This is a genomic window from Sphingobium sp. TA15, from assembly GCF_037101235.1.
Classification (GTDB): Bacteria; Pseudomonadota; Alphaproteobacteria; order Sphingomonadales; family Sphingomonadaceae; genus Sphingobium; species Sphingobium indicum.
In genome coordinates this window covers 801,525-823,983 of the sequence record NZ_AP025355.1, presented here as the reverse complement: position 1 = coordinate 823,983, position 22,459 = coordinate 801,525, and the positions used below count along the sequence as shown (strand labels likewise).

Annotated in this window: 17 protein-coding genes and 1 tRNA gene; 6 read left to right on the top strand and 12 right to left on the bottom strand. The window is 66.9% G+C overall.

Features of this window, described 5'->3' with window-relative positions:
- Positions 1 to 22: 22 nt before the first annotated feature.
- From Sj15T_RS04105 to Sj15T_RS04090, 4 genes are all read right to left on the bottom strand, one after another.
- The gene (locus Sj15T_RS04105) at positions 23 to 985 is read right to left on the bottom strand and encodes an AAA family ATPase (RefSeq protein WP_013039994.1); all 963 of its coding nucleotides are present in this window, start codon (positions 983 to 985) and stop codon (positions 23 to 25) included.
- Positions 982 to 1,623, bottom strand: coding sequence for a dTMP kinase (gene tmk, locus Sj15T_RS04100; RefSeq protein WP_013039993.1), 642 nt, complete (start codon positions 1,621 to 1,623; stop codon positions 982 to 984). The genes Sj15T_RS04105 and tmk overlap by 4 nt, the downstream gene beginning before the upstream one ends.
- The gene (locus Sj15T_RS04095) at positions 1,620 to 2,783 is read right to left on the bottom strand and encodes a D-alanyl-D-alanine carboxypeptidase family protein (RefSeq protein WP_013039992.1); all 1,164 of its coding nucleotides are present in this window, start codon (positions 2,781 to 2,783) and stop codon (positions 1,620 to 1,622) included. Before Sj15T_RS04095 ends, tmk begins: the two co-directional genes overlap by 4 nt.
- An 80-nt stretch (positions 2,784 to 2,863) precedes the next feature.
- On the bottom strand, positions 2,864 to 3,901 hold the full coding sequence (locus Sj15T_RS04090) for a lytic murein transglycosylase (protein ID WP_013039991.1): 1,038 nt from the start codon (positions 3,899 to 3,901) through the stop codon (positions 2,864 to 2,866).
- Positions 3,902 to 4,151: 250 nt separating this feature from the next.
- On the opposite strand from Sj15T_RS04090, the gene Sj15T_RS04085 reads away from it, so the two are divergent.
- The 3 genes from Sj15T_RS04085 (at position 4,152) to Sj15T_RS04075 (ending at position 5,270) form a co-directional block, all read left to right on the top strand.
- Positions 4,152 to 4,241 (top strand) — tRNA-Ser (locus Sj15T_RS04085).
- 74 nt (positions 4,242 to 4,315) lie between these two features.
- Positions 4,316 to 4,516 (top strand): hypothetical protein, encoded by a 201-nt coding sequence (locus Sj15T_RS04080; RefSeq protein ID WP_013039990.1) that lies wholly within the window; start codon positions 4,316 to 4,318, stop codon positions 4,514 to 4,516.
- A gap of 328 nt (positions 4,517 to 4,844) precedes the next feature.
- A complete protein-coding gene (locus tag Sj15T_RS04075) occupies positions 4,845 to 5,270 on the top strand; it encodes a DUF983 domain-containing protein (RefSeq protein WP_020820873.1) in 426 nt (141 codons plus the stop codon).
- A gap of 153 nt (positions 5,271 to 5,423) precedes the next feature.
- On the opposite strand, the gene secA is transcribed toward Sj15T_RS04075, so the two are convergent.
- On the bottom strand, positions 5,424 to 8,153 hold the full coding sequence (gene secA, locus Sj15T_RS04070; protein WP_007689124.1) for a preprotein translocase subunit SecA: 2,730 nt from the start codon (positions 8,151 to 8,153) through the stop codon (positions 5,424 to 5,426).
- A gap of 233 nt (positions 8,154 to 8,386) precedes the next feature.
- On the opposite strand from secA, the gene argJ reads away from it, so the two are divergent.
- From argJ to Sj15T_RS04055, 3 genes are read left to right on the top strand one after another with little or no spacing between them, the layout of a single operon-like run.
- On the top strand, positions 8,387 to 9,613 hold the full coding sequence (gene argJ, locus Sj15T_RS04065; protein WP_013039988.1) for a bifunctional glutamate N-acetyltransferase/amino-acid acetyltransferase ArgJ: 1,227 nt from the start codon (positions 8,387 to 8,389) through the stop codon (positions 9,611 to 9,613).
- 14 nt (positions 9,614 to 9,627) lie between these two features.
- The gene (locus tag Sj15T_RS04060; protein ID WP_013039987.1) at positions 9,628 to 10,425 is read left to right on the top strand and encodes an inositol monophosphatase family protein; all 798 of its coding nucleotides are present in this window, start codon (positions 9,628 to 9,630) and stop codon (positions 10,423 to 10,425) included.
- A gap of 18 nt (positions 10,426 to 10,443) precedes the next feature.
- Positions 10,444 to 11,055: a glutathione S-transferase family protein gene (locus tag Sj15T_RS04055; protein WP_007689113.1), complete on the top strand. Its 612-nt coding sequence runs from the start codon at positions 10,444 to 10,446 to the stop codon at positions 11,053 to 11,055.
- A 106-nt stretch (positions 11,056 to 11,161) separates the two neighbouring features.
- Here the strand turns inward: Sj15T_RS04055 and trxA are convergent, their stop codons facing one another.
- From trxA to Sj15T_RS04020, 7 genes are read right to left on the bottom strand one after another with little or no spacing between them, the layout of a single operon-like run.
- Positions 11,162 to 11,482 carry a thioredoxin TrxA gene (gene trxA, locus Sj15T_RS04050; RefSeq protein WP_013039986.1) on the bottom strand — a complete coding sequence of 107 codons (321 nt, stop codon included), beginning with the start codon at positions 11,480 to 11,482 and terminating at the stop codon, positions 11,162 to 11,164.
- A gap of 29 nt (positions 11,483 to 11,511) precedes the next feature.
- Positions 11,512 to 14,955, bottom strand: coding sequence for a double-strand break repair helicase AddA (addA, locus tag Sj15T_RS04045; protein WP_013039985.1), 3,444 nt, complete (start codon positions 14,953 to 14,955; stop codon positions 11,512 to 11,514).
- Positions 14,936 to 17,914 carry a double-strand break repair protein AddB gene (addB, locus tag Sj15T_RS04040; protein WP_013039984.1) on the bottom strand — a complete coding sequence of 993 codons (2,979 nt, stop codon included), beginning with the start codon at positions 17,912 to 17,914 and terminating at the stop codon, positions 14,936 to 14,938. The genes addA and addB overlap by 20 nt, the downstream gene beginning before the upstream one ends.
- Entirely contained in the window at positions 17,907 to 18,617 is a 711-nt protein-coding gene (locus Sj15T_RS04035) for a nucleotidyltransferase family protein (protein ID WP_013039983.1), read from the bottom strand. The genes addB and Sj15T_RS04035 overlap by 8 nt, the downstream gene beginning before the upstream one ends.
- Complete coding sequence (locus Sj15T_RS04030; protein WP_041385858.1) at positions 18,614 to 19,600, bottom strand: phosphotransferase; 987 nt, start codon at positions 19,598 to 19,600, stop codon at positions 18,614 to 18,616. The genes Sj15T_RS04035 and Sj15T_RS04030 overlap by 4 nt, the downstream gene beginning before the upstream one ends.
- On the bottom strand, positions 19,597 to 20,055 hold the full coding sequence (gene tsaE / locus Sj15T_RS04025; RefSeq protein ID WP_013039981.1) for a tRNA (adenosine(37)-N6)-threonylcarbamoyltransferase complex ATPase subunit type 1 TsaE: 459 nt from the start codon (positions 20,053 to 20,055) through the stop codon (positions 19,597 to 19,599). Before tsaE ends, Sj15T_RS04030 begins: the two co-directional genes overlap by 4 nt.
- The gene (locus Sj15T_RS04020) at positions 20,048 to 22,393 is read right to left on the bottom strand and encodes a PAS domain-containing sensor histidine kinase (protein ID WP_013039980.1); all 2,346 of its coding nucleotides are present in this window, start codon (positions 22,391 to 22,393) and stop codon (positions 20,048 to 20,050) included. The genes tsaE and Sj15T_RS04020 overlap by 8 nt, the downstream gene beginning before the upstream one ends.
- Between the last annotated feature and the right edge of the window lie 66 nt (positions 22,394 to 22,459).

The window sequence follows — 22,459 nt, the reverse complement described above, 5'->3', positions numbered from 1 at the left end:
AGCCCTTGCGCAAAGCCGCTTTTCAGCGGGCGAGGGCCGCGACATGCCCGGCCAGTTCGAAAACCACCGCCCCCGGTTCGAGCGACAGGATGATGGCTCCGCCCGCAAGCTGGCGGGCGGCTTCCCAATGGTCCAGCGCCTTGCCGAGATCGCTTCCCTGCCGCTGGCGCGCCGCCGCCGCGATGAAGGCCGGTGCACGCTCCAGAAAGGCCTCATAACGGGGCCGCGCCGCCTTGGACGCCAGCATCCTGGCCAGCATCAGCCGCTGGCGATTGCCGGGGTCGCCGTCAGCCGCGATGGCGGCCAGCGAATTTTCCATGTCCGCCATGTTGAGGCCGGCATAGCGCAATGCCTTGCCGGGAGAGCCCTCGCCTGCGCGGACCAGCGCCGTCAGTTCGTCCGGAGACAGGCCCGCGTCCGCCTGGCGCAGAATGCTGCGCATGGCATCCTCGCCCAAACTGTCGAAGCGCAGCGTGCGGCAGCGGGAGCGGATGGTCGGCAGCAGCCGGCCGGGCGCATGGCTGACCAGCAGGAACAGCATGTCGGCCGGCGGCTCCTCCAGATTCTTGAGCAGCGCATTGGCCGCGCCGCGCTCCAGATCGTCGGCGCTGTCGATCACCACGATCCGCCGCGTGGACAGGGAAGGAGCCGACTGGATCAGGCGCTGGAGGCCCCGGACCTGATCGACCGTGATGTTGCGCGCCGTGCCGCTTTCCTTTTCCAGGCAGAAAAGATCGGCATAGTCGGGATGGGCGTCGGCCTCGAACAGGCGGCGGATCGGGTGGTCCTGCGGCACCTCCAGCCCGTCCGCCGCCATGGGCGGCCCCGCCGCCTCCGCCAGCAGGCGCAGCGCGATGGCGCGGGCGAAGCTCGCCTTGCCGATGCCGCGTGGGCCGACGAGAATCCAGCCATGGTGCAGACGGCCGCTCCGCGCCGCGCCCAGCAAAGTATGGGCCTGCTCGTCATGGCCGAGAAGTGACGTCATGGCAGCAAGTCCCGCACCGCCTCAATCAGCCGAGCCGTCACCGCCCCGGCTTCGCCCGAGGCGTCGACGGCAAGGAAGCGCGTCGGTTCCTGCGCCGCGAACCGATGGAAGGCGGTGGAGACGGCCAGGTGAAAATCCCGGTCGCGCCCGCCGATCCTGTCCGCCGCATCCCCATCGCGGGACCGTGCGCGAGCGCTCGCCTCCTCCTCCGGCAGGGTGAGGAAGAGGGTCCGGTCGGGCAGGAAACCGTCGCTGCCGATCCGGTGAAGCGCTAATATGTCCGCGTCGGTCAGCGCCCCCATGCCCTGATAGGCGCGGCTGCTGTCCAGGAAACGGTCGGAGAGCACCCATGCCCCCCGCTCCAGCGCCGGGCGGATCGTCTTTTCGACATGATCGGCGCGAGCGGCGGCGAACAGCAGCGCTTCGGCCCGCGGACTCCAGCGGTCGGCGCCCCCGGTCAGCAGCAGGGCGCGAATGGCCTCCGCCCCTTCGCTGCCGCCCGGCTCGCGGGTTTCAACCACGTCCAGGCCGCGCGCGCGCAGGGCAGCGGCAAGCGCCCGCAACTGGGTCGACTTGCCCGCCCCTTCCCCCCCTTCCAGGGAGATGAAGCGACCCCGCGTCTTTCCCGGGGCCGTCACCCGAAAAACGACTTCAGCCCGTTCCACAATCGGCCGAAGATCCCGGCTTCGGAGACATCCTCCCCGGCGACGAGCGGCAGGATTTGCGGTGGGGTATCAGGGGTGGAGACGATCAGTTGCGCGATCCGCTGCCCCTTGGCGATGGGGGCCTTGATCGGGCCGGTATAGGCGACCTTGACCGAGATGTTGGACGACGCGGCGCGGGGCAGGGTCACGGCCATGTCCTGCGGCGCCACCAGGGGCACGCTGGTCGCGCTGCCAAGCTGCACTTCGGCGGTCTCGACCGTCTGGCCCTTCTTGAACAGCGGCTGCGCCTTCCATGCGCGGAAGCCCCAGTCCATGAAGCGCACGGATTCGGCGATCCGCTGATTGAAGCTGGTGAGGCCGGCGACGACCATGACCAGGCGGCGCCCCTCCTGCTCGGCCGATCCGGTGAAGCCGAATCCCGCCTCCTGCGTATGTCCGGTCTTGAGCCCGTCGGCCCCGGCCACCTTGCCCAATATGGGGTTGCGGTTGCCCTGTTCGATGTCCGCGCCGCCCATCGTCTTGCCCCAGGTGAAGCTGCGCGTGGCGTAGAATTTCTTGTAGAGGTTCGGCGTTTCCTCGATCGTCGCTTCGGCCAGCGCCGCCAGGTCGGCGGCGGTGACATAGGTCACGCCTTCGTCCGGCCAGCCATTGCTGGTGCCGAAATTGCTGTTCTTGAGGCCCAGGCGCTTCGCCTCCTGGTTCATCAGCGCGACGAAGGCCTGCTCGGTCCCGGCGATCCCCTCCGCCAGCACTACGCAGGCGTCGTTGCCCGAAAGGGTGACGATGCCGTGCAGCAGGTTTTCCACCGACACCTGCTCGCCGGGCGACAGGAACATGGTCGAACCGGCCTGGGGGCCGTGCCATTGCTGCCAGGTTTCCGGCCGGACGGTGAATTTCTGCTCCAGTTTCAGGTCGCCCTTCTGGATCAGGCGGAAGGCGACATGGGCCGTCATCATCTTCGCCATGGAGGCCGGCGGTATCCGCGTGTCGCCACCCTTGTTGTAGAGCACCGCGCCTGACGAGAGATCCTTCATATAGGCGATCGGCGCCTCGCTGCTATAGGGCGGAGCGGCGGCAGTCAGCGGCGTGGAGAGCAACCCGACGAACAGGAGGGCGGCGATGGACTTCTTCATGCAGGATTGCCTTCGGACTGGTGGATTCTTCGAGTGCCTAGCGCTTTCATTAGCCATGGCAGGACCAATAGCAAAGCGCTCTATTGCTTCACCGCGTCGGCGAGCAGGCCGACCGACAAGGCGTAGAAATTCGAGCAGTTATAGTCGAGGATCGCCCGGTAGTTGCTGGTGAGCAGATAGGCGGTCTTGCCCGGACCATCGGGTTCCAGCAGCGTCGCCATCACCCGGTCGGCGGGCCATCCGCCCCCGCTCGGCACTATCCCCATGCGCCGCCATTCCGCCATGCTGAGCCAGCGGCTGTGCCGGTTGAACACGCGGGGGCAGCGGGCGGGACTGGTGCGGGCGGCAAGGGCGGACCGATCAAGACCGGCGGGCACGGACACCGCGATGCCCCACGGCTGGCCGCGCCGCCATCCGGCATGGACGAAATAATTGGCGATGGAGGCCAGCGCGTCTGCCTCGCTGTTCCAGATGTCGACGCGGCCGTCGCCGTCGCCGTCCCTGCCCAGCCGCAGATAGACGCTGGGCAGGAACTGGGGATAGCCCGTCGCCCCCGCCCAACTGCCCACCAGGCGGCTGCGCGGCACGCCATTGTCCAGCATCTTGAGCGTCGCCAGCAATTCCGGTTCGAACAAGGCGCGGCGGCGCCCCTCATAGGAAAGGGTGGCGAGCGAGCGGATCAGGTCGAAATCGCCGGTATAGGCGCCATAATTGGTCTCATGGCCGTAAATGGCGACCATGATCTCCTCCGGCACGCCGGTTTCCGCCTCGGTCCGCGCGAGCCGGGCGCGGTTTGCGAGATAGGCCGTGCGGCCGCGGCCGATACGCGCCGCGTCGACATGCTGGCGGCGATATGGCTCGAAATTGGGAATGGGGGCGTAGGCGCCGCCGCCGGGCTGGTTCTGGTCGAGCTGGATGACGCGGGGATTGGGCGTCAGGCCCGGAAACACACTGTCCAGCGTCATGTCCCGGATGCCCATCGCCCGCGCCTTCGGGCGGAGGGATTCGAGATAGGCGCGAAAGGCGACATCCTCCTGCGCGCTGACGCTGTCCGCCGTCAGGCCGCCTGCCATCACGGCGGCGAGCCCCAGCAACAGCGACATGATCGACGAACGCATTGAAGAATCTCCTTAACCCCTTTTGTTGCACAGGGATGACGCGCCGTGAATCCCCTTATTGGCGCGCCGCGCCATTCCGGCGATGAAACCGCGCATCCGCCATTTTACGCTTGGCAAGGCCGTCGGCTTCGCTAGAGCGGGTTTCGATCTGGTTGAATCAGATCGCCGCTCTAGATTCTGTGTTTTCCGCGATCTCTTAACCAGCGATCGGTTCCGATCGCTTGGAAATCGCTCTAGGAAGCGTGGCGACGGACAGGTGGCCGAGTGGTTTAAGGCAGCGGTCTTGAAAACCGCCGTGGGTTCACGCTCACCGTGGGTTCGAATCCCACCCTGTCCGCCATCCAATTTGATCCCCGTTAAAGCGGGACGATTTTCTTCGTGCTAGGAAGCGGTCGACTATCATCGGAGGTGACGATGTCTGCCGATACCGACGCCCGCTACCTGTTTCGGCGTGCAAGAGAAGAAGCCGCGAAAGCCGACGCCGCGCAAAGGCGCAGCGCTTCGTCGCAGGAGATTGCCGCCCATCGCGAACTCGCGCTGCGCTACAAGGTCAGGGCCCTTGCCATGTCCTGCCCCGATCAGGTGCTTCACGATGCGATGGAGCGGGAGCCCTGATCGGCTTCATGCGCCTTGTCGACCGACCCGGTTTTCCGGAACTTTCACCGGCATCTTGAATTACGAAAAAAAAGCGCTCCCGGGCAAGGGAAGCCGGGAGCGCGATTTGTTTGCTGTCGGGCATCCAAATCCTCGCCGGGTTAGCAGGCGCGGATATGCCTGGCAATCTATCCAAAGCTAAACTCGCGCTTTCCGTAACGTCAATCCCGTGATCCGGCGCCCACGGCCCCTGGGGCAAAAAGCCCAATTGAAAATCCACAGGATATGACGACATTTCTGCGATAGGCAGAATGGCATGACGATGAGCGACACAGACAGAATATCAGCGATGCAACCGGCAACCCAGGAGGGAGGCCGCTGGAAGCGGCTGTCGCCGATGGAGACCGGCCCCTTTGGCCGGTGCCCCCGCTGCGGCGCTGGGCATATTTTCCGCGGCTTCCTCACAGTGCGCGATCATTGCGAGATTTGCGGGCTGAACTACGACTTTGCCGATCCGGCGGATGGGCCAGCCGTGTTCGTGCAGCTATTCGCCTGCGTCCCCGGCGTGATCTTCATCATCATGCTGGAGATTTTGGCGCGTCCGGGAATTTGGGTGCATCTGGCCGTGGGTGTTCCGGTGCTGATCCTGACGACCGTGCTTCCCTTGCGTCCGATCAAGGGCTGGCTGATCGCCGCGCAATATGTGAACAAGGCGCAGGAAGCCGGGACCGCCGCATTATGGGCGAAACTGCACGATGGCCGGCCCGGCGAATAGGCGCGGGCCGACCGATTACATGTTCCGGATGGAAGAGTCCCGGCGCGCCTAGAGCGAGTTTCGATCTGATTGGATCAGATCGAAACTCGCTCCGGATTCTTCGTTTCCGCGATTTCTTGACCAGCGATCGGTACCGATCGCCTGGAAATCGCTCTAGCTGAGCGCGCCGTGGCAATGCTTGTATTTCTGGCCCGAACCGCAGGGGCATGGCGCGTTGCGGCTGATGTCCAGATTGGCGAACTCTCCGGCCTGCCCGCCTGCGGGAGGACGCGGCAGGGTCGTCGTGATGCCGCTGATCTGCCCGCCGTCGATGTCGCCGCTATTATCCTCGCCCGAAAAGGGGTCGATATGGGTGGTGATGAAGTCGGGCAGCACCGGCAGGTCGAATTCTGGCAGCGGTTCTTCCATGCGGAACTGGACGCGGGCGATGGAGCCGGTCACATCCTCGCGGATATTGCCCAGCATGCGCTCGAACAAAGCGAAGGCTTCCTGCTTATATTCGTTGATCGGCGTCTTCTGCGCATAGGCGCGCAGATGGACGACCTGGCGGAGCGCGTCGAGGGTCGACAGATGCTCCTTCCAATGATGATCCAGGCTCTGGAGCAGGATCGACTTTTCGATCATGTGCCAGTTTTCGGGGTCGAGTTCCTTGACCTTGTCCGCCACGGCCTCGTCCGCCAGCGCCCTCAGCCGTTCCTCGATCATCTCCGGATCGACATGATCCTCCGCCAGCCAGGCGTCGAAATCGGGTGCCAGGTTCAGTACCTCGGCCGTGCGGGCCTTCAGCCGATCCATGTCCCACTGTTCGGGATAGGTGCCCGGCGGGCAGGAGGCGCCGACCAGATCGTTGACCGTTTCATGCCGCATGTCGGTGACGACATCGTCCACCGTCTCCGCGTCCATGATGTCGCTGCGCTGTTCGTAGATGACCTTGCGCTGGTCGTTCATCACGTCGTCATATTCGACGACCTGCTTGCGGATGTCGTAGTTGCGCGCCTCGACCTTCTTCTGCGCGGTCTCGATCGCCTTGCTGAGCCACTTCGAAGGCGGCAACGCCTCGCCATCCTCCAGATTGGAGCGGATCATCTTCGCGAACATCGTGTCCGGCCCGAAGATGCGCATCAGATCGTCGTCGAGGCTGAGGTAGAAGCGCGACAGGCCGGGATCGCCCTGACGGCCCGAACGGCCGCGAAGCTGGTTGTCGATGCGGCGGCTCTCATGGCGCTCGGTCGCCAGCACGAACAGGCCCCCCGCGGCCAGCACTTCCTGCTTTTCCGCCTCGATCTCCGCCTCGATCCGGGCGATGGCCGCTTCCCGTTCCGGCCCCTCCGGCATGTCGCGCAATTCGTCCTCGACGCGCATCTCAAGGTTGCCGCCCAATTTGATGTCGGTGCCGCGTCCCGCCATGTTGGTGGCGATGGTGACGGCGCCCTTGCGCCCCGCCTGCGCCACGATATGGGCTTCGCTCTCATGGAAACGGGCGTTGAGCACCGCGTGCTTCACGCCCTCCTGGTTGAGGAATTCGGACAGCATTTCCGACTTTTCGATAGAAACCGTGCCGACCAGGACCGGCTGGCCCTTTTCCTGATGCTCGCGGATGGTGCGGGCGATGCCGCGGAACTTGTCTTCCAGATTCTTGTAGAAACTGTCTTCCTCGTCGATGCGTTGCACCGGCCGGTTGGTCGGGATGGTGACGACGTTCATCTTGTAGATTTCGAAGAATTCGGTCGCTTCGGTCGCGGCCGTGCCGGTCATGCCGCCCAGCTTGGGGTACATGCGGAAATAATTCTGGAAGGTGATGGAGGCCAGCGTCTGGTTCTCCGGCTCGATATTCACCCCTTCCTTGGCTTCCACCGCCTGGTGCAGGCCGTCCGACCAGCGGCGGCCGTCCATCATGCGGCCGGTGAACTCGTCGATGATGATGACCTTGCCGTCCTTGACGATATAATCGATGTCGCGGCGGAACATGACGTTCGCCCGCAGCGCCTGATTGACGTGGTGGACGACGGCGGTGTTCTCGAAATCATAGAGGTTGGCGCCTTGCAGCAGCCCCGCCTCCTCCAGCATCCGCTCGATCTTCTCGGTCCCGTCCTCGGTCAGGGTGACGGTGCGCTGCTTCTCGTCCTTCTCATAATCGGCCTCGTCCAGCCGCTTCACGATGGCGTCGACGGCGACATACAGCTCTGACTTGTCATCGGTCGGACCGGAAATGATCAGCGGCGTGCGCGCCTCGTCGATCAGGATCGAGTCCACCTCGTCGACGATGGCGAAGTTGAAGGGCCGCTGCACCATCGATGCGCGGTCGTACTTCATGTTGTCGCGCAGATAATCGAAGCCAAGCTCGTTGTTCGTGGCGTAAGTGATGTCGGCGTTATAGGCCTCGCGCCGCTGATCCTCCGACAGGTTCGGCACGATGACGCCGGTGGTGAGGCCCAGGAAGCGATAGACCTGCCCCATCCATTCGCAGTCGCGGCTGGCCAGATAGTCGTTCACGGTGACGACATGGACGCCCTTCCCCTCCAGCGCGTTGAGGTAGGTGGCGAGCGTCGCGACCAGCGTCTTGCCCTCGCCCGTGCGCATTTCCGCGATCTCGCCGCGATGCAGGACGATCCCGCCGACCATCTGCACGTCATAATGGCGCTGACCGAGCGTCCGCTTGGCCGCCTCCCGCACCGTGGCGAAGGCTTCGGGCAGCAGGTCGTCCAGCGTCTCGCCCTGCGCCAGCCGCTCCCGGAATCGCACGGTCTGCGCCGCCAGTTCCTCGTCGGTCATGGCAGAGATGGTGGGTTCGAAAGACGCGATCTGTTCGACGGTCTTGCCCAGCGACTTCACATAGCGGTCGTTGGAGGAGCCGAAAATGGACTTGGCGAGTGCGCCGAACATGCAAGTTCCTGACAAAAGGGGACGCATGCGACTTCAAGAAGACGCACACAGACATGCGCGGCGATTTAGGGGGCGGACAGGCGATAGTCAATCAGAGCAGCCATGTCGGCGAGGGGCGAAAAGGCGCATGGCCCACCCCAATCGGCGCAAAGTTGCGTGGCGCGACTTTCCGGACGCCCGTTCCCCTTGCCCTTCGCCGTTGACGGACGGGCATATTGCGCTAAGCGACGGGCATGACCGAACGTTCGCCCCTTGCCCCCGCCTTTTTCCCCGACCTTCCGCCCATCGCGGGCGTCACGGCGCGCGTGGCGCGGGCGCGCTACAAGAATTGGGACCGCTGCGACCTCACCTATGTGGAACTGGTCGAAGGCACGGCCGTCGCGGGCGTCACGACGCAGAGCAAATGCCCCTCCCCCGAAGTCGAATGGTGCCGGGACGCGATTCCGCTGGGATCGGCGCGGGCCTTGGTGGTGAATGCGGGCAACGCCAACGCCTTCACCGGCCATAGGGGCCGCGCAGCCGTGGAGGCCATCGCCGCCAAGGTCGCCAATCATCTCGACTGCCTGCCTTCGGACATCTTCATCTCCTCGACCGGGGTGATCGGCGTTCCGCTGCCGGTGGACAAGGCCGAGGCCGGGCTGGACGCCGCCTTCATTGCCGCCCCCTGCGGCTGGGAGGATGCGGCGACCACCATCGGCACGACCGACACCTATGCCAAGGGCGCCCATGCCTCCGCCATGATCGGCGGCACGCGGGTCGAACTGGTCGGCATCATCAAGGGTTCGGGCATGATCGCGCCCGACATGGCGACGATGCTGGGCTATATCTTCACCGACGCGGCCATCGATCCCAAATTGTTGCAGCAGATGCTGTCCGCCGCCAACAAGCGGACCTTCTCCTGCATCACGGTCGACAGCGACACGTCGACCAGCGACACGGTGCTGGCCTTCGCAACCGGCAAGGCGGGCAATGCGCCGCTGACCTCCATGGACGATGCCGGGGCGGACGCCTTCGCGGCGGCCCTGGGCGATCTCTGCCGCCAGCTTGCGCATCTGGTGGTGCGCGACGGCGAAGGCGCGACGAAATTCGTGGAGATCTCGGTCGAGGGCGCGGAAAGCGACGCCAGCGCCCACCGCATCGCCCTATCCATCGCCAATTCGCCGCTGGTGAAGACCGCCATCGCGGGCGAGGACGCCAATTGGGGCCGGGTGGTCGCTGCCATCGGCAAGGCGGGCGAGCCTGCCGACCGGGACAGGCTCTCCATCCGCTTCGGCGCGACCCAGGTGGCTTCGGGCGGCCTGGCGGTCGAGGGATATGACGAAGCGCCGGTGGCCGCGCATCTGAAGGGGCAGGACATAGCGATCGGCGTCGATCTGGGGCTGGGCGACGGCCGGGCGACGGTTTGGACATGCGACCTGACCCACGGCTATATCTCGATCAACGCGGATTATCGTAGCTGAACAGGGCGAAGCGGATGCCGACGGAATTGCACGAACCTGTCGTCGCGCTGATGCGCGAAGTAGGGCGGGACATCGTCATGCCGCGCTACCGGAATCTCGCCAGCCATGAGGTCAGCGAAAAGGCCGCCGACGATTTCGTCACCATCGCCGACAAGGAAAGCGAGATCCGGCTGGCCGAAGGGCTGTCCGCCATCCTGCCGGAAGCGGGCATCATCGGGGAGGAAGCCTGCGCCGCCGACCCCGCCATATTGGACCGGGCGGGCGAAGGGCTGAACTGGATCGTCGATCCCATCGACGGCACCGGCAATTTCGCGGCAGGCAAGCCGCCCTTCGGCATCATCGTCGCGCTGGCCGATGCGGGGACGATCCTGGCCGGATGGATATTGGACCCGCTGACGGGCCGCCTGTGCCATGCGATACTGGGCGCTGGCAGCCATATCGACGGCGAGCAGGTTCATGCAAAGGAGAGCGGAGAGCCGCTGCCTGTCGCCGCCCTTGCCGTCTATTTCATGACGGAGGAGGAGCGCGCCGACGTCAGGCGCCGGTCGGACGCCATTTTCCGACTGGTGGATATTCCCCGCTGCGCGGCCGAGCAATATCCGCGCCTGGTGCTGGGGCAGAATGACGTTTCGGTCTTCGCGCGCACTTTGCCCTGGGATCATGCGGCGGGAACGCTGTTCGTGAACGAAGCGGGCGGGCGGTGCCAGCGGCTGGACGGTTCGCCCTATATGGTGGGCGACCTGGGGCGCGGGCTGCTTGGGGCTTCATCCCCCCGGCTGTGGGACTTGGCGGCGGATCGGCTGTTCCGCTGAAGAAGGAAAGGGACGGACATGCTGACGATCTGGGGGCGTCTCAACTCGCATAATGTGAAGAAGGTCGCCTGGTTCGCGGGGGAGATCGGCCTGCCCTATGTCCGCCACGATGTCGGCGGCCGGTTCGGGATGAGCGCCGCCTATGTGGCGATGAACCCCAACCGGCTGATCCCCACCATCGAGGATGGCGACGTCGTGCTGTGGGAATCCAACGCGATCCTGCGCTATCTGGCCGCGCGTTACGCGCCGGAAAGCATGTGGCCCGCCGATCCGGCGGCGCGGGCGCAGGGCGACAAGTGGATGGACTGGCAGTTCAGCTTTGCCGACGCGCAGCGGGGCGCCTTTTTCAACCTGGTCCGCAGGAAGGCGGAACACCGCAATGCCGCCGCCATCGCGGATTCGGCGCGGGAATCGGGAGAGGCCATGCTGATCCTGGACCGCGCGCTGGCCGCGCAGCCCTGGCTTTCCGGGGACAGCTTCGGTGTCGCGGACGTGCCGATGGGCGTCTATGCCCACAGTTTCTTCACGCTGGCGATGAACCGGCCCGACGTGCCGCATGTGCGCGCCTGGTATGACAGGCTGCGCCAAAGGCCGGCCTATGCCGAGACGGTCATGATCCCGCTGACGTAGACATCGTGCAATGACGGAGCGGCGACCCGATCGAATCGGATCGCCGCTCCGGCATGAGAAAAGCTGCTCCCGCGAAGGCGTGAGCACGGCATGGACGTGGAAGGCCTTAGAGGACGCTTTCGATCCAGCCCTTGAGGGCGCTCTTGGGCGCGGCGCCGACCTTGGTGGCGGCGGCTTCGCCATTCTTGAAGAGGATCATCGTCGGAATGCCGCGCACGCCGTAACGGCCGGGCGCATCGGGATTTTCGTCGATATTGATCTTCGCGATGACGACCTTGTCCGCCAGTTCGTCCGAAATCTCCTCCAGCGCCGGGCCGATCATCTTGCACGGGCCGCACCATTCCGCCCAGAAATCGACGAGGACGGGCTTGTCCGCGTTGATGACGTCCTGCTGGAAGCTGAGGTCGGTGACTGCCTTGGTAGCCATTTTGGGAATCTCCTTCGGTTGGCGGATATTTAGGATGGTGACGCATCCGTCTCAACGGGCGGGAGCGGCAAATTCTCCTGCGCGGGCGGAAAGCCGGGCTTGTGCCGGGCCAGCAATTCCGTTGGCAGGGCGATCAGCCGCGGCGCCGACGTGTAGAGCAACCCGGCCTCGATCCGGCGGCCGGGGAAGATCACCTGAAGCGCGGCGGCATAGGCGGCCATCTGCCGGACATGGGCCAGCGGCACCTCCTCCACCGCGAGCGGCGATATCCGGCCGGTCTTGAAATCGACCAGTTGCACCAGATCCTCGCCGATGCGCAGCCGGTCGACGGTTCCGGCGATCACCGCCTCCCCCACGACTGCGGCGATGGGCGCCTCGGCCAGCGCGTCCGGCCCGAACAGCGCGGCATATTGCGGGTCTCCGATCACGCGCAACGCCTGTTCGATGACGTCATGCCGCCGCGCCTCATCGCCCAGCCCCTGCTGCGCCAGCCATTTGTCGGCGCGGGCGCGGCGGTCGTCGGGCGGCACCTCGGCCAGCCGCTCGAACAGCCGGTGCAGCCAACGCCCCCGCTCGGCCGCATCGCGCATCGCAGGGGTGGGCGGCGGATAGGGCACATCGTCCTCCACGGCGGCGGAGGGAGCCAGCGGGCGCGGCGGCCGCGCTTCTGCGGGAGCGGGCTTGCGAAGCCAGTCTGGCTCGTCGTGATCAGCGCCGTTTTCGGCAACGTCCGCCTCCGCGGCCTTGGGGGGAAGCGTCTCATGCCCCCGCCACCTGCGCCGCGCGCCCCAGAGCGGATCGGCCTCCCACTCCGCATCGAGGGAGATCAGCGCACCCTCGACAGCGGCATACCAGCTTTCCGGCTTCACCTCCCCCTTGGCGCGGGGACCGAGCGATCCGGTCACGACCAGCCTTTCCTCCGCCCGCGTCAGCGCGACATAGAGCAGGCGCCAATGTTCGGCCCGTTCGACGGCGCTCGCTTCCTCCGCCACCCGTCCGATCTCCCCATGCCGTTCCCCCTTGCGCGGCGCGATGATCGGCAGGCCGTTCCACTCCAGCGAGCCGGCGCGGTTGCCCGCGTCCGGATCGAGACAGGCGTCGGCAAGGATGACGATGGGCGCCTGCAGCCCCTTCGCGCCATGCACCGTCAGCAGGCGGAGCATATCCCCCTGCGCGGCTGCATCGCGCACGATCTCCACCTCCCCCCGGTCGAACCAGTCGATGAAGCGCTGGAGCGAGGGATAATCGTCATTCTCGAAGTCGAGCGCGGCGTTGAGCAATTCCTCGATGGGATCGGCGGCCTCGGCTCCCAGCCGCTCGACCAGGCGGCGGCGGCCATCCATCGGCCCGGACAATATGGCTTCCAGATAGCGATAAGGGGTGGTGAAATCCGCCTGCCCCAGCAACCCCCGCAACGGCTCCAGCAGCGCGCCGTCCAGCGTCTGCGTCAGATGCTGCCACAGCCCGACGCGGCGGCCGATCAGGCGATCCATCAACTCGTCCTGCGTCCACCCGATCAGCGGCGACACCAGCAAAGCGGCCAGGTTCAGATCATCCTCCGGCTGCACGGCGAAGCGCAGCGCCGCCAACAGGTCGCGCACCGCCAAAGGCGCGTTCAGGCGCAGCCGGTCGATCCCCGCCACCGCCACCTTCTCCTCATAAAGCCGCGCCACGATCAGCCGCGCCAGTTCGCTGCGGCGGCGGACCAGGATCATGATGTCGCCCGCCGTCACCGAGCGGCCCCGGCTTTCCAGCATCAGCCCGTCATCGATCCACTGCCTGATCTGCCGCGCGATGGTCTGCGCCAGCACCCGCTCCTGATCGGCGGCCCAATCCTCCTCCCCTTCGGCCTCGTCGGAAAGGCCCGCGATCACCGGCTTCCACAGCAGCACTTCGCCCGGAAAGCGGTTCGCGCTGACATGCCGCACTTCGCCCGCCTCCAGCCCGAAACGCTCGGCGCTCAGCGTCGCGATGGTGCGGTCGACCACGTCCAGCACCGCCGGCGTAGAGCGGAAGCTGTGCTGGAGCGAGAGGTCGTGGAACATCTGGCTCGCATCCTCCGCATGACGCTGGAAGACGATCTGCGCAGCGCGGAAGGCTTCGGGGCTGGTGCCCTGAAATCCGAAGATCGCCTGCTTGAAGTCGCCGACCGTGAACAGGGTGCGGACCCTGTCGCCCTTTGCCCCCTCGCCAGCAAAGAATTCCGCCGCAAGCGCGCCGACGATCTGCCATTGGCTGACATTGGTGTCCTGCGCCTCGTCCACCAAAATATGGTCGATCCGCTGGTCGAGCTTGTAGCGAATCCAGTCGGCGATGCCGGGCTGGGACAGAAGCTGGGCGGTGTTGGCGATCAGGTCGTCGAAATCCACCGCGCCTGCAAGCCGCTTCGCCTCCGCATAGGCGCGGGCATAGGCGCGCCCCGCATGCAATGCCCTGGCGAGCAGGGCGGCATAGGCGGCCCGAACCCGAAGGCCCAGCAGTTCGGAACAGCATTCGTGCATCCGTGCGATGGCGTCGCCATATCCGTCCACCGAAGGCGCCCAGCCCTTGCCGGTCGAAATCAGTTCGCCGCCCGCCTTCGCCCATACCGCATGGAGATCGGACAGCGCAGCCGCCCTCCCCGCCGGATCGAGAGCCCGCCAGCGCGCTATCCGGTCGCAGCGTTCCAGCGCCCGTCCCGTGCCCCAATCCGCATTGGCCTGCGCGATCCAGACGAGCGTGCGCATGTCGAACGACTCGTCCCCGCACTGCTCCGCGATATGCGCGTCGATGTCGCCTTCGGGCAGCCCCAGTTCCCGCAGCAACCAGGGGGCGATATCCTCCGGCAAGGCCTCCAGCGCATCCAGCCGGGCGGCGCAGCGCAGCAGGAAATTCTCGGCCCCGCCCTCCCCCATGCGCAGGCTCAGCGCCTGCAAGGCATCCATCAGGGCCTTATCGTGCTGCTCCTGCGCGACCACCGCCATGTCGGCCAGCGTCTGGCGCGCCAGCGTCGCCTGCTCGCGCTGGTCGAGCGGGCGGAAGCCGGGCGGCAGATCGGCCTCCAACGGAAAGGCCGTCAGCAATTGCTGGCAAAAGCCATGGATTGTCTGGATGCGCAGCCCGCCGCCGGTCGATTCCAGCACCTCGGCGAAAAGGCGGCGGGCGCGGTTCCGGGCTTCCGGGCCGGACTCCTCGCCCAGCGCCTCCAGATCGTGGAAAAGGTCCGCCTCGTCCATCAGCACCCAGGCGGCGAGCCGGTCATGGACGCGATCCGCCATTTCCGCCGCACCCGCCTTGGTGAAGGTGAGGCAGAGGATATTTTCCGGCCGCACGCCCTGAAGCAGCAGGCGGAAGACGCGGGCGGTCAGCACATGGGTCTTGCCCGTGCCCGCTGAGGCCGACAGCCACACATGGGCGTCGGGCGCGGCCGCCTGCGCCTGAGCGCCCGCCAGCGGTTGCAGGGCCTTCGCCTTTTTAGCCATCGTCCCGGCCATACCATTCCTCCAGCCGCATGAGCTGGTCATAATCGCCGTAATTGGCGACTTCCGGGTTCACCTGCGCGTCGAAGGGCGCCTGTCCGGTAAGCCAGGCGGCGGCGACATCCTCGAACTGCGAATAGACCTGGGACGTGAAGTCGGCGGTGACGATCTTGTCCCGCTTGCCCAGGGGATCGACCGGGCTTTCGCGATAGCCGAAGGAATCGCCCTTCTTGGCGAGCGACCAATATTCGAAGCCGCCCGCGACCGGGGCCGGATGGGTGCCGGGAAAGCCGTCATGCTCCGCGATCAGCCCCAGCAGGCCGAGCTGCAGCGCATAGCCCGCCTTGACCTGGCGCGCGCTGGGCGGCTTGCCGGTCTTGTAGTCGACGATCCCCAGCTTCCCGTCCGGCAGCAGGTCGATGCGGTCCGCCTTGCCGGTCAGCGTCACCCCGGCGATCTCCGCCCGGCCTTCGATCTCCACGGCGAGGATCTTGCGCCCCGCCGCAAGGTCGCTCGCCACTTCGGCGGCGATCCAGCGGATGGCCTCGATCAGGCGCGGCTGCCAGAGCGCCTTCAGCAGCGGATGCACGTCGGGCCGGTCGAACATCGCCCGCGCCCGCGCCTCCAGATCGGCGAGGTCGCCGCTGCCCGCCTCCGCCCATTGTTGCAGGATTTCATGCACCGCCGTGCCGCGCCACGCCGGTCCCGCATCGGCATCCACCGGATCGAGCCGCGCCAGACGCAGAATGCGCCTGGCGTAGAAGGCATAGGGGTCCGCCTTCAGCCGGTCGACATCGGTTACGGGAATGACCTTCGGCCGCACGGAAAGCGGCGGCACCGGCGCGGGGCGTCCGGCGGGCCGATGCTCCGCCGCATGGTCGATCGCCTGCGCCAGCGCGGCATAGCGGCCGGCGCTCTTCCATTGCGGCCCGGCCATCGCCTTCAACCGCAGCCAGAAGCGCGATGCGACCGCCGGACCGCCCGATCCCCGCCGCGCCCGCGTGATCAGGATTTGCGGTGCGCCCAACGCACTGGCGAAATCATGGGCGGCAAGGCCGATGCGGCTTTCCAGCCCCGGCAGGCCGATTTCCCGCCGGATGCGCGGCGCCAGCCAGGGATCGGGCGCGGGCAGCCCCGGCCATGTGCCCTCATTGAGCCCGCCCAGAATGATGAGGTCCGTCTGCACCAGCCGCGCCTCGATCAGGCCCAGAATGGCGATGCGCGGATGCCCGCCCTGCGGCGGACGGACCGACACGCCGCCCAGAAGATGGTCGAACAGGGCAGGCAGGGCGCGAATGTCGGCCTGACGCGGCCCTTCGCTGGCCGCCTCCTCCATCTCGGCGAAGAGGTCGGCGGCGGCATGACCCTGATGCCCGGCCCAGACCGCATCATGCGACAGGCGACCGGCATGTTCGCGAATGGCCGCCAATTGCGCCGCAAGGTCGGGCGCGGCCAGAAAGGCCTGCTCCAACGGTTCCAGCAGGGCGCGCGCCTCCGCCCACCAGAGCCGCGTGCGGCCGCGCAGGACGCACTGCCGGTCTTCGCCGTCCCGCTCCGCCAGCAACAGATCCAGGCCGACGATCCCCGCCTGCGGCCGTGGCCCGCGCAGCAGCAGGTCCAGCCCGCGCACCCCCTCCAGCCAACCAAGCCGCTCCTCCCCCCGCATGACCAGCGGATGCTTGAGCAGGGTCAGCAGCGCAACCGGCGCGAACCGTTCCGCCAAAGCCTCCGCCATGGCGATCAGCAAGGTTCCGGGCGGCAGGCGCGACAGCGGCAGGCCTGCGGAATCGTCGGCCTCTATGCCCCAGCGCCGCAGATGCGCGGACACCCGGGTCGCCAACTGCCGGTCCGGCGTCACCAGCGCGGCGGTGCGGCCCGGCGTCTCGACCGCTTCGCGCAGGGCGATGGCGATGGCCTGCGCCTCCTCTCCGGGCGTCGCGACCTCCAGCGCCTCCACCCCGGCCAGCGAGCGGTCCGCCGTCTTCAGGTCGCGCCAGCGGCTGGTCAGCCGAGGCGGCAGCATGGCGTTGGAGATGTTGCGCCCCCGAACGGCGCGGGCGTCATGCTCGCTGCCCCAACGCCAGAGCGCCACATCGTCGCGGGTGGCGCTCATCCGGTCGAGCAGGCGTTTCAACGCATATTGCGGATGGGTTTCATGCCCGGCGGGCGCCCGGCCAGTCAGCGGATCGGCGTCGAAGGGACCGATGGCGTCCCACGCATCCCTGTCCATCTCCTGATCCAGACCGGCAAAGACGACCGCCCCTTTGGGCATCAGCGCGATCCTACGCAACAATCCGGCAATCGCCGGGGCGGTGGTCGACATGCCCGCCACGATCACAAAGCCCTCCGGCGGCGCCTTCGCCCAGCGCGCCGCCACCCGTTCCAGCAGCCGGTTGCGCCGATCCGCCAGGTCGATGCAGCCGAGCCGCGACAGTTCCTGCGGCCATTGCGCCAGCAATATGCCGAACAGCTTGAGCGACGTCTGCCAATGCCGCGACAATTCGTCCGACAGGGTGAGATCGGCCAGCGCAGCGACGGAAAGCCGCTCGACCTGGATCTGGTCCAGCACCGCGCCAAGCGCCTGGGCGAGCTTCAACGCCTGCCCCGCGTCCACCGGATGCGCGGACGCCTGCTGCACCATCCGCGCCAGGATCATCTGGCGGCGCATCGGCGCTATGGCGGGGGGGATGGGGTCGTCGTCCTCCCCCAGGGGATCGAGCGCGCCGCCCACCTGTTCGCCCAGATCGGGATCGCCCAGCGCGACAAGGCGCGGCAGCAGCAGCCCGCCGCCCGATTTCCGCACGAAAGCGTCGCTGACCGACCGGATGGCGCGATTGTTGGGCAGCAGGATCATGCCCTGCGCCAGCCGCATCGGATCGTCGCCATGCTGGGTCAGGACGCCCGTCACCAGCGCATCGGAAAAGGCGCGATGCGCGGGGATGTTGAACAAAGCCGGGCGGGTGCGATCACCCATGGGCCAGCATCGTCTCCACCACTGGAATGGCCTGCGGCGTGCCGACGTCGAACCACAGCCCCTGGTGCGATACGCCATAGAGACGCCCAGCCTCTATCGCCCGGTTCCAGAACACGTTGGTGGAAAAGACGTCCGACGGCGGATCGACCAGCAGGCTGGGCGACATGATCTGCACGCCGGTGAAGACGAAGGGCGCGACATGGGCCGTCCTGCGCCGCGTCAGGCGGCCTTTCGCGTCCATGTGGAAATCGCCCGGCCCGCGGTGGCAATGGGCGCGGGCAAGCGGCACCAGCAGCAGCAGCGCATCCATCCGCTCCGGGTTCCAGAGCTTCCGCATCATGCCCAGCGTCTCCTGCGGCCCGTCGATCCACAGATTGTCGCTATTGGCGCAGAAGAAGGGCGCGTCGCCCAACTGCTCCTTTGCATGGATCAGCCCGCCGCCGGTCTCCAGCAATTTCCCGCGCTCGTCGGAAATTGCGATCCGCATGCCATTATGATGCGCGGCCAGATGCGCCTCGACCGTATCGGCCAGATAATGGACATTGACCACCACCTTCCGGATGCCGCCCGCCGCCAGCCGGTCCAGCGCATGGTCCATCAGCGGCTTGCCCGCCACCTTGACCAGCGGCTTGGGGCGGGTCGCCGTCAGCGGCCGCATGCGCTTGCCCAGTCCGGCCGCCATCAGCATCGCCGTGTCGATCATGCGGGGGCATAGTCCTCTAGAGCATGGTGGCGCTTGTCGGCCGGGATATTGGCCGCGAACCAGGCCGCCACGGGCGCCAGCGCCGGATGGGCGAGGTCACGCTCCAGCAAGTCCCACATGCGCGGCAGGAAGCTCAGGTAACGCGGCTTGCCGTCGCGCTTCCAGAGGCGGGTGAAGATGCCGATGATCTTCGCGTTGCGCTGCGCACCCAGCACGGCATAGGCCGCGTCGAAATCGGCGGGCGGGTCGGCGACGGCGCGATAATGAGCGAGCATCGCCGCCTCCAGCGCGGGCGACACGTCGCGCCTGGCATCCTGGAGCAGCGAGACGAGATCATAGGCCGGATGCCCCGCCAGCGCGTCCTGAAAGTCGAGCAGACCCAGCCCATGCGACTCCGCCCGGTCGATCAGCATGATATTTTCCGCATGATAATCGCGCAGCACCGTGACGACGGGGCTGGCCGATCGCTCCACGATAGGCAGCACCGCATCCCATGCCGCGGCATAGCCCGGCTCATCCACCGGCAGGCCGATGGCGGGGCAATACCATTCGGTCAGCAATCCCGCTTCCCGCTGATAGACCTCACGGTCATAGGGCGGCACATCGGCGGCAGGCAGGCGATGCAGGGCGGCCAGCAGGTTGACGGCGCGGCTGTAGACGTCACGTTCAGCCTCCGGCGCGTCCTCGACATGTTCCTTGACGCGCAGGTCGCCGAAATCCTCGATCAGGACCAGCCCTTCGTCCAGATCCTGCGCCAATATCCGGGGCGCGGCAAAGCCCTTCTCCGTCAGATGCCGGGCAATGGCGATGAAGGGGCGCGGGTCTTCATGCGGCGGCGGCGCATCCATCAGCACCGCCCGGCGGGCGCCGTCGATCACCCGGAAATAGCGGCGGAAGGACGCATCCCCGGCCAGCGGCACGATGGCGGCATGTTCCCACCCCGCTTGCGCGAGAAAGGCGGGAGCGGCGGCGGGCGGGATCATATCTGTGACCATCGCTCCGTCCAAGCGCCCGGCACGTCCGCTGTCAAGCGCCGTGCGCCGCCGGGTTCGATGGCGATGTGGAAACGCAGCGCATGGGGCCACGCCTGCTCGCCCAGCCGGTCGGGCCATTCGACGATCAGCAGGCTGTCCGTCAGATATTCGTCCAGCGCCAGTTCCTCGGCCTCCTCCGGCCCGTCGAGCCGGTAGAGGTCGACATGAGCGACCGGCAGGCTGACTTCCGGAATGTCATAGGGCTGGACGATGGCGAAGCTGGGGCTGGGCGCTTCCCCCTCCAGCCCCAATCCTTCCAACAGGCCCCGCGCCAAGGTCGTCTTGCCCGCGCCCAGCCCGCCTTCCAGCGCGATGACGTCGCCGATGCGGACGAAAGCGGCCAGCCGACGCCCGAACGCCAGCATCTCCCCCTCGCCGGTCAGGACGATCCCGCTCTCAGCCACGGGGCAGCTCGATCACGACCATAGTGCCCTGCCCCGGCTCCGAAACCAGTTGCAGCGTCCCGCCATGCGCCTGCGCCAACTGCCGGGCCAGCGGCAGGCCGATCCCCGCCTTGCCGCCGTTGCGCGCCTGCTCCGTCCGGGAGGATGCGTCGAAGATCGTCGCCTGCCGCTTGGCGTTGATGCCCGGCCCATTGTCCGACACGACGAGCCGGGCATTGTCCGTCGTCCCGTCGCCATGCAGCAGCACCCGGCCGCCCCGGCTGCAATAGCGCACCGCATTTTCCAGCAGATGGTCCAGCGCCTGCCCGATCCGCCGCTTGTCCCCCTGTATCGTGCCCAGACTGGCCTGGAGCGACAGCGCCAGGTCGATCCCCTTGGCGGTGGCGTCGCCCTTGATCCGCGCCACGGCGTCGCGTGCCTCCACCGCCAGGTCCACCGGAGCCTTTTCGACCGGCAGCATCCCCGCCTCGCCCTGGGTCAGGTCCAGCACATTGTCGATCAGCATGGAAAGCCGGTTGGTGCTCTGCAGGATGCCGTCGACATATTCTTTCGCGGATGCGCTGAGTTCCCCCGCATATCCCGCGCTCATCATCTCGGCGAAACCGGCGATGGTGGTCAGCGGGGTGCGCAGTTCATAGCTCATATTGGTGACGAAGGCGGTCTTCACCTTGTCCGCCTGCTCCAGCGCGTCGTTGCGGTCGCGCAGCACCTGCTCCACGCGGCGGCTGTCGGTCACGTCCAGCATGGTGAACAGCGCATTGCCGTCCGGCAGCGGAATCGCCGCGAATTCGAAGATGCGCCCGTCCGCAAAGCCGACATGGCCGACGCGCTGCTTGCGCTCCACCGTGGCGGCGCGCACCAGTTCGCGGACGAGGTTGCCCTGCTGCGGCTTGGCCAGCCGCGATTGGACCGTCCGCATTAGTTCGTCGATGCGCGGATGCTGGGCCAGCAGATCCTCCGAAACGTCCCAGATCGTCCGGAAACGGCTGTTCCACAGGTGCAGGCGACCGTCCGAGGAAAAGACGCCGATCGATTCGAACAGATTGTCGAACGTCGCCGTGCGGACGCGGAGCAGCGTGTCGCGGGCGCTCGACAACTGGACCTGCTCGGTCCGATCCTCGAAGATCAGCAGCAGGCCCCCGTCAGGCAAAGGTTGCGCGTACACCCGCAAATGGGTGCCGTCGGCCAGCAGCCAATTCTCCTCGCGCGGATCGGGCGAGAGGAACCAGTCGCGCCGCTCCGCCCGCCATGCCGGAAAATCGCGATTTTCCGGCAGTCGCCGCGCCTCGCGCATCTGGTCCAGCACCCGTTCGAACGGCGGATTGTCGGCCAATCGCTCCTGATCCAGCCCGAACAGGCTCATGAAGGGCTGGTTCCAGAAGCGCAGCGCCCGGTCGGACCCGAAACGCGCCACGCCCGCGGACAGGCGGTCCAGCAGGTCGCGCTGCGCCGCCTCCAGCCGCCGATGCTCGACGCGGGCCTGTTCCAGTTCATTCTGGTCCAGGGCGAAACCGGCCACCCCCGCCGCGCCCAGCGGAACATCGACCACGCGGATGGTCCGCCTTTCGCCGTCGATGGTTGCGGGAACCATGCGCTCGACAGGCGTGCCGTCGGCAAGGGTCTGGGCGGCGGCGGCCTGCGGCGTCAGTCCGCCGACCGTCTCGACCAGTTCGGTGCCGTTGGCGATGACTTCGCGGGCGTTCTCTCCATCCACCGCCCGGACATAGGCCGTGTTGACCAAGCTGAGCCGCATGTCCGCCGTGCGATGCCACATGGGAAAGGGCGCCGCCTCCACCAGGCCCGCCAGCGCCTCCAGGGCTTCCCGAAGCTGCTCCACCCGGCCCTTGAGGGTCTGGATTTCCGACTGGCTGTCGGTCGCGTCGAAGATCCAGAGGACGACCCCGCCGCTTTCGGCCAGCACCGAGCCTGCCGGCGCGCCGCGGACCAGCAGCAACCGCGACGAATCGACGCCCCGCACCGGCAGCGCGAAACTGCGCCCTGCGCGCTGGGCGGCCGCGATCTCCTGCGCCAGCGCGGTCGCGTCATCGGGTTCCAGGCCGCCGTCCGGCGCGGTCAGTTCGGAAACGAAGGCCGGCACCCGCTCCTTGCCCAGCCATTTGGCGAGCCTGTCGGCCGCTTCCAGCCGTCCGTCGGAATGGATCACGATGGGCGCGGCGGGCGCGGAGGCGATCAGGGCGGACAGCCGGTCGAGCTTTCCCTGCGCCTGCATGCCTTCGCGGCGCCTGCGCTGGCCGCTCGACAAGGCCCAGATCGCCGCGCCCAGCCACAAGGCCAGCACGACGCCCAGGATCACGGCAGCAAGAGGGGTCAACGCCATTAAACCTGCTTCGCCCTCATTGCCGAATGTCTGCCCCAGTCGCTGGTCCTGAGGGGACTAACCCAA

Bases quoted from the DNA above. Each gene is read 5' to 3' on its own strand.
- secA (WP_007689124.1), bottom strand. From the start codon at position 8,153: ATGTTCGGCGCACTCGCCAAGTCCATTTTCGGCTCCTCCAACGACCGC.
- Sj15T_RS04075 (WP_020820873.1), top strand. From the start codon at position 4,845: ATGCAACCGGCAACCCAGGAGGGAGGCCGCTGGAAGCGGCTGTCGCCG.
- Sj15T_RS04090 (WP_013039991.1), bottom strand. From the start codon at position 3,901: ATGCGTTCGTCGATCATGTCGCTGTTGCTGGGGCTCGCCGCCGTGATG.
- Sj15T_RS04060 (WP_013039987.1), top strand. From the start codon at position 9,628: ATGCCGACGGAATTGCACGAACCTGTCGTCGCGCTGATGCGCGAAGTA.
- Sj15T_RS04105 (WP_013039994.1), bottom strand. From the start codon at position 985: ATGACGTCACTTCTCGGCCATGACGAGCAGGCCCATACTTTGCTGGGC.
- Sj15T_RS04055 (WP_007689113.1), top strand. From the start codon at position 10,444: ATGCTGACGATCTGGGGGCGTCTCAACTCGCATAATGTGAAGAAGGTC.
- argJ (WP_013039988.1), top strand. From the start codon at position 8,387: ATGACCGAACGTTCGCCCCTTGCCCCCGCCTTTTTCCCCGACCTTCCG.
- Sj15T_RS04080 (WP_013039990.1), top strand. From the start codon at position 4,316: ATGTCTGCCGATACCGACGCCCGCTACCTGTTTCGGCGTGCAAGAGAA.
- Sj15T_RS04030 (WP_041385858.1), bottom strand. From the start codon at position 19,600: ATGATCCCGCCCGCCGCCGCTCCCGCCTTTCTCGCGCAAGCGGGGTGG.
- trxA (WP_013039986.1), bottom strand. From the start codon at position 11,482: ATGGCTACCAAGGCAGTCACCGACCTCAGCTTCCAGCAGGACGTCATC.
- Sj15T_RS04020 (WP_013039980.1), bottom strand. From the start codon at position 22,393: ATGGCGTTGACCCCTCTTGCTGCCGTGATCCTGGGCGTCGTGCTGGCC.
- Sj15T_RS04095 (WP_013039992.1), bottom strand. From the start codon at position 2,783: ATGAAGAAGTCCATCGCCGCCCTCCTGTTCGTCGGGTTGCTCTCCACG.
- addA (WP_013039985.1), bottom strand. From the start codon at position 14,955: ATGGCCGGGACGATGGCTAAAAAGGCGAAGGCCCTGCAACCGCTGGCG.
- Sj15T_RS04035 (WP_013039983.1), bottom strand. From the start codon at position 18,617: ATGATCGACACGGCGATGCTGATGGCGGCCGGACTGGGCAAGCGCATG.
- addB (WP_013039984.1), bottom strand. From the start codon at position 17,914: ATGGGTGATCGCACCCGCCCGGCTTTGTTCAACATCCCCGCGCATCGC.